6 protein-coding genes are annotated in these 5429 nt (G+C 49.8%); all 6 read right to left on the reverse strand.

What is annotated here, in order from left to right; all coding sequences use genetic code 11:
* The coding region (locus V3851_RS26755) for a phospholipase D-like domain-containing protein (RefSeq protein WP_331849423.1) at positions 1-1178 on the reverse strand (1178 nt) is incomplete at its 3' end.
* Positions 1144-1350 (reverse strand): DUF1657 domain-containing protein, encoded by a 207-nt coding sequence (locus tag V3851_RS26760; RefSeq protein ID WP_100537083.1) that lies wholly within the window; start codon positions 1348-1350, stop codon positions 1144-1146. The genes V3851_RS26755 and V3851_RS26760, both read right to left, overlap by 35 nt.
* Before the next feature lie 88 nt (positions 1351-1438).
* The gene (locus V3851_RS26765; RefSeq protein WP_331849424.1) at positions 1439-1945 is read right to left on the reverse strand and encodes a CBO0543 family protein; all 507 of its coding nucleotides are present in this window, start codon (positions 1943-1945) and stop codon (positions 1439-1441) included.
* Between the two features lie 231 nt (positions 1946-2176).
* Entirely contained in the window at positions 2177-2650 is a 474-nt protein-coding gene (locus V3851_RS26770; RefSeq protein WP_153784605.1) for a hypothetical protein, read from the reverse strand.
* Positions 2651-3186: 536 nt separating this feature from the next.
* The gene (locus tag V3851_RS26775) at positions 3187-4284 is read right to left on the reverse strand and encodes a Ger(x)C family spore germination protein (protein ID WP_331849425.1); all 1098 of its coding nucleotides are present in this window, start codon (positions 4282-4284) and stop codon (positions 3187-3189) included.
* Positions 4265-5429 (reverse strand): GerAB/ArcD/ProY family transporter (locus tag V3851_RS26780; RefSeq protein WP_331849426.1); only part of this gene is annotated, 1165 nt, incomplete at its 5' end. The genes V3851_RS26775 and V3851_RS26780, both read right to left, overlap by 20 nt.

A 5429-nucleotide genomic window follows, 5' to 3' on the forward strand; every position in this document is an offset into this window, starting at 1 on the left:
GTCGCCTGCGTCAGGCAGATGAAATGCATTTCCCGAATGACCGGAGTAGGCAGCCCGGGATTGCCTTCGAATATCTGTATATAGACGTTATGCGAATCCTTGGATGGGGAAGCTTTTCCCATGTGGGTGCCTTCCATCGTTCCCAGCTCCGATCCCCATTCCCATCCGTATCCGGATCGTTCTGTTTTGCCGGATGGAAATGGATGAATGGCTTTATCGTCTGAAAGTTGAGCCGATTCAGGGATAAATTTTGCCTTTCTCGTTGAATGGAGCATGTCCGGTGACGCCATTTTCCAGTGAGCCTCAAAAACGGCTTTCACATCATCCGCTGTTTCGCCGGTTAACCGCATATGAGTGTCGCGCCAAAAACCGACATCCGGCTTCATTCCGGTATACTCGTCCCCAACGTTGATTCCTCCCATGAAGGCTTCCTTTCCGTCGACGATGACGATCTTGCAATGATCCCGGTATGTCAAGTTGGATAGTACCCAGGGGAATCGCAAGGGAAAGATGGTCCTGCATTCAATGCCTGCTTCCATCATCCGGCGAACCGTATGTTTGGGAAATGACCGGCTTCCCCAGCCATCCCTTATAAAACGAATGTTCACACCGGATAAAGCCCGGTCAATCAGCACTTCTGTGATACGTTTACCGATATGGTCATTCCGGTATAAGTAATATTCCAGATCGATTGACTTTTGTGCGGCCTGAATTGATTGAAGGAGTTTTCCGTAGGTTTCCATCCCGTTCGTGAGGATTTGGACGTAACCGGTTCGAAGGCCACTGACAGACAAAGGTTGCAAAGCCCGAGCGATAACAAATGCGGAGTGATCATATTCTGGGGGTAATGAAATCGGGCTATTGTGCGAAGAAACGAGCTTGTCCCGCCGCATTTGCACAGGATTCGTGACGAACAGGTAACAAACGAATCCGATAATCGGTAATACTAGTCCGACTGATATCCAAGTCAACGCTTTGGCGGGGCGGCGCACCTCCCGAACCGCAATGATGATCAATAGTGCCGTATTTACTAGCCATAATCCTGCTATCCATGCCAAGAAAATCAGCCTCCCAATCCTGTCGTCTACGAGGGAATAAAGATAAAGGGGCAGCCATGCCGAGAAGAGATCGGCATGGCCTTTTTTAGAAACCTTTATACTGCGGTTCTTCCTGTTCAATTTGTTGTAACCGTGGAGTGACCTGGTCAATGAGGTTTTGTGTCTGTTGCGCTGCATTTGTGAACGTGGTTTTGGCCTGCTGGTTTTGTGTATTTAACGCAAACTGTTCAAAGCTGGCCTGCGCGCTTTTTAATGAAGCTACAGCTGTTTTCACTTGAGAAGCTACCGTCATGTTGATCACCTCCTGAAATGGCATCCGTATGTAATATGTCAACCCGTCAGAAAAATAATGAATGGTAAAATTTGATGATTGGCTATTGTCAGGGGTTAGAGTCTTCCTGAAAAGACTTACCGCAATCTATGCCCTTCTTGGCAATGCTTGAAGCCAGCAAGTACAGCCCAACATAGATAGGAAAAGAATAGGTATGTTTCCAGTGAACGGGGTGGTATAAATCGGCCATTTGTGAGACCGGCTCGGCCACAAAAGCGGAAAATCCCCCAAATAGGAGAGCTTTGAACAACGGATGTATGCCAGACTTGTACTGGTGTAAGAACATAACCGTGACGGGAAGAAGTGAAAAATTCCATGGAAAATTGGCCGGCATGAACGGTATGACTTCCCAGTGATAATGCCAGAGTCCCATGGCAATCCCAAGCTGGTCCAGCCACGACGACACGATAATCATCATAAACCCGGATAGGAGAAACTGTCCCGTAGCTCTCTTATCCCGAAATCCGATCCAAAATAGCCAGGGGCATATCGATAAACCTACTCCCAACCACCATTGTCGCGTAAATAGTACGTGAGTGCGCCAAATGTCAGTCATGTTGCGGTGTGCTTAGACAATCAATTGATAGGCTTGTTCGATTGCATGATGAATCTGATTTTCGTCCACCGATGCCACCCCTTTCCGTTATCTGGATACCCATCATTTGCTCTTCTGTTGACAAGACGATGCACCAGCGATTTCATTTCCATACCCTGCACAGAACCCGGCACCGGTCATTTATTATCCGTCAAGGCCATATTTGGGGACAATGACGGATATGTGCCTGCTTTATATACGCGAGTTTCCATGCAGTATATTCGACGTTACAAATACGCCAACCGGCGGCAGCGAAGTTGAAGACGGTTGGGGTGGGACATAGCCGCTATACTCCGGCAAGCTTATATCAGTTGTCGCTACCCAGGTTCCATATTCGCCCGCCTGTAAAGAGGGGGGGAGCATCTGCAGACGTCCGGTGAGAACCAGATGCCGAAGTTGAATCTGGACATCGTCATAGATGGTTAAATGGCCGGAGTAGGCGGCGTAGGGGGAATGAAACGTGATCTGTTTCGCGCTTTCATTCCAGCTTCCTTCAATCGGAATCGGCGTTCCGCGAAATTGGATGGTGCCTTGAAATTGTTGGTCCGGCAAAACACGCATCACGAGTTTGCCCCACACAACCGGTCTTCCGGCGACAGATGCATGAACTCCCCATATGGAAAAGGGAGGTAAACTCTTTGTACTTGTTTGAGCCGCAACGGACATGATTCATCACTCCTCAAAGTTGGATCACGTCATTATATGCTTCCTCGGAAAAAATGCCAGTCACTAGGCATGAATTCTTTACAGATAACCGAACATGATTAAGTAAAAGAATATGGACAGTATCGTCATCGGGATTGTTTCAGTCCATCCCAGTTGCCCCAGATGCAATTTTTGCATCGATTCGGTTGTCTTGGGCCGGATATAGTCCGGTTTTCAACGCTTGTACTGAATGTTGGTGACATGCAGGCATCCGCCTTTCCAGATTTATGCAAACAGCATTTAATTTGTCCAGAAACGAATCATCCTATTCCGCCAAGAAGCAATCCGCATCGTGAAAGTTCCGCTTTGATCCCACCTATGCGTGTCCCTACCGGATCAAAACTCAGCTACAGGCTGGTCGCTGCGCATGCGAGATCTACAATCCGCAGGGAACTTGCTGTTTGGGTAATGTAAGCGCTTTTGTACGCGGCTCCAAACGTTCCATGTCATGAAGACGCGTTAATTGGCGAGCGACACAGGGCGCGCGAGTAGCGTCTTCATCGCCGGTCCGCATGCGAATCGAGCATCCCGGTATGCTCCAGCTTCAGCGAAACATGGATCGTCACGTCCATCACCGGCCATCGTTTGTTCCACTGCTCACGGGTGAATGGCCGTTCCTTCCATCCTACCGTGTGCATGCCCAGGCCGAACGGATCGACAGATAACGACTGGGTTCGATCGATGACCTTCTTCAGCTTCTCCTGGATTCTCCGTTCAAGCATGCGCTCGAACTCCTGCAGTTCACGTGAGCTGTCCGTCTTCTGTCCAGCGGGGACTTCTTCCACCCGTCCTTTAAGCATCACGTCAATATGAACGTTCCGGAACGAATCGGTAAAACCAATTCGCCGCTCGGTTTTGATACTGCCAAGCACGACATCCGCCGCTGGCAGCGGCACCGTCTTTTGAACGCCTCTCTTTTCATGCAACATTTGGAAAAAGACGTCATCGGGCAGCGAAACCGTCCCGACCATCTTATCCCCGCGGAACAGCGCCGTCCCGGAATAACGAAGTTCATTGTTCGCGACGGCGTAATAGGGAAGAACCGGATCGGCATAAGGGTTGTACACCCTGGCCAGGAATTCATGCACGTTGCTTGTCGTCAATTGCCCTTGCTTTTCGTAGTGCGCAAACATTTTGTACAGATACAAGTCGATTTCCTCCTGCCCGCTCTGCATCTGCCTGTTCAAATATCCGATCATATCGCCACGCACAACAGAGAGAAACACGCGGCTGGAAATTTCGGGATCACGCAGTAACGTATCGAGCAGAGACGTCAGCCCCCGGTTAGCCATGGCTTCATAGAAAAAAATCATTCGGATCTGCCCCCCTTTCGTTTCCCGGTAATACTTCAAGTTTCGTAAGTATCTCCCTTCGATTAACGTATTGGAGGACGTGGTAATCACGCTCTTTTTCTCTTTCTTCAGCGGGGGAATGATGGTAGACAGCTTTACGGATCCGTCGTTCCCTTCATCCAGATAAAGCAATACAACCGGCGATATTTCCTCAATGGTATTGGTTTTATCGACAAACGAGCAACCGCCGAGAACAAGCAACGCCAGTAATAGAAGAAGCGGTTTATGACGAGCCGCCGGCATGTCGGACCCTCCATTTCCTGCGAATCGTGATCCATCCCAAGAGGAAGAAGCCAAAAGGCAAAACGGTATAGGTGCTGGCATCCAGCCATGAAAGCCAGGTGATCCACTCCTTGGCTTTCCATTCATCCGGCCATATCCAGCGACCGGCCATCCATGTCAGCAGAAGCATCATCAAAAACGCCAACCAAAACGGCGCTCTTCCTTCTGAAAGACGACTGCGCGCAAGACATTGGATTGCTCCCGCCGCATACAATAGAAGGATGGCGACGACGTAAACGACGGAAATGGCGTAGGCTGGAATCAGAATCATTTCCAGCCGTTCGGCGAAAGGAAGCTGAATATACCGGATCAGATCGACGATCGGCAAGTCTTGCCGTTGCAAATAATCGGATCCGTAAAACGTCAGGCAAATGACAAAAAAGAATATGTATTCGAATGCGGTAAATGCATTGGCGGCAATGAGAGCCGTTTTCAATTTCTTCGCGTCTACCGCCTCTTTCGGCAATGCCAGCATATATTCGGGACCGGAGAACGCCGCCCATACCGTAAGAAAGGCTTGCCAGATGCCTTGGGGCATGTGCTCCGGAAGAAGAGGGAGCAGATGGCGGTATTCGGCAGCCGGCGAAAACGCGAACGGCACGTACAGGAAGGTAACCCATATCGTGCCGACAAACGCAACGATCGCAAAACGAATGGTCTTCTCCATGCCCAATCGAGCCAGGTATACGCAAGCACACAATAGCAGGATGCCAAACAACGTAGCATGTAAGGCGGGAAACAAAATATGGTGCACAATATCGACATAACCCATCATCAGCACGATACCTTTCATCAAAACAGCGAACAGCCCCGCAAGCAAAAACAGGAAAGACACCGCCGTTCCCAACGTGCGGACGATGCCGAGATAACCGCCGGGCGTTTCTTTCCATGCAAAACAGCGGGCAATCATCAAAATGTTGAGGTGCGAGCATCCCGCCGCCAGCAGGATGAGGCCGATCGTAACCGGCTCCGCAAGCATACTGGGCAAATATAAAAGATAATATAACGTTTGCATCCGGTTCGCCCAGAAGGCGAGGGACAAGAAACCGAAGGGCGCTGAAATCGAAAACAAACCGGCCGAACCTACACGAGAAGCCATCACGGTT

This window comes from Paenibacillus haidiansis, assembly GCF_036553665.1.
In the GTDB taxonomy this organism is placed as follows: domain Bacteria; phylum Bacillota; class Bacilli; order Paenibacillales; family Paenibacillaceae; genus Fontibacillus; species Fontibacillus haidiansis.